Annotated in this window: 1 protein-coding gene; it reads left to right on the forward strand. The window is 56.3% G+C overall.

All coding sequences use genetic code 11. From position 1 onward, the window contains the following. Positions 1-219 (forward strand): hypothetical protein (locus tag ACX3OZ_RS20895; RefSeq protein ID WP_459105515.1); only part of this gene is annotated, 219 nt, incomplete at its 5' end. Positions 220-723 lie beyond the last annotated feature (504 nt).

Raw genomic sequence — 723 nt, forward strand, 5'->3', positions numbered from 1 at the left:
CATCGAGATGTTCTACAACCCGACCCGCAAGCACGCCCGCAATGGTATGCTCTCACCTGTCGAGTTCGAGCGACGACACCAAACCTAACCCCGAAGGTGTCTACAGAACGCGGGGCTATTCAGACCGCTTTGCTGGCCTGCCATCTTCGTTCTCCTATTTTGCACCGCTGGAGCGATGCCACACGAGGTCAACCTTTGATGGTGGATAAGGATGCGTAATTAAGCAGTGAGGCGCTGACCAAGCGCAGTCCCTGAGGTGATGGCGCCCAGACGGCACCCCTCGCCCGTTGGCCGTGAATAGTGGCGGACTACAGACGTGGGTATCCCAGTAGCTTAGCCAGAAGCTGCTAGTTGGTTTACATGCTGATATAAGGAAGTCGGAAAATGTCTGCTTTTCCGACTGGCTGATCCAACAGCGGGATGATGGCTACCCACCCCAAGTCGGCCCTTGGAGAAGCCTCGTCCATAATGCGCATTATCCGCTCGGTGCTATGGAGAGCCTGTCACGCCAGGTGATGGCCAATATTGGGCAAAACATCACGATTGCGCTCGGCCTAAAGGCGATTTCCTGGTGACCATCATCGTCGGATTTGTGGCCTGTGAGAGCGGCGGTGCAAAATTAGTCCACGGTAGCGGCGGGATAGTCCCGCTTCGGGCGGCGTAAAAGTCGGCCACCTATCTTCCTTCTGCGACGCTTGCAGGAGGGTTGGGGATCTATACCGT

It is taken from the genome of Devosia sp. A369 (assembly GCF_054489345.1).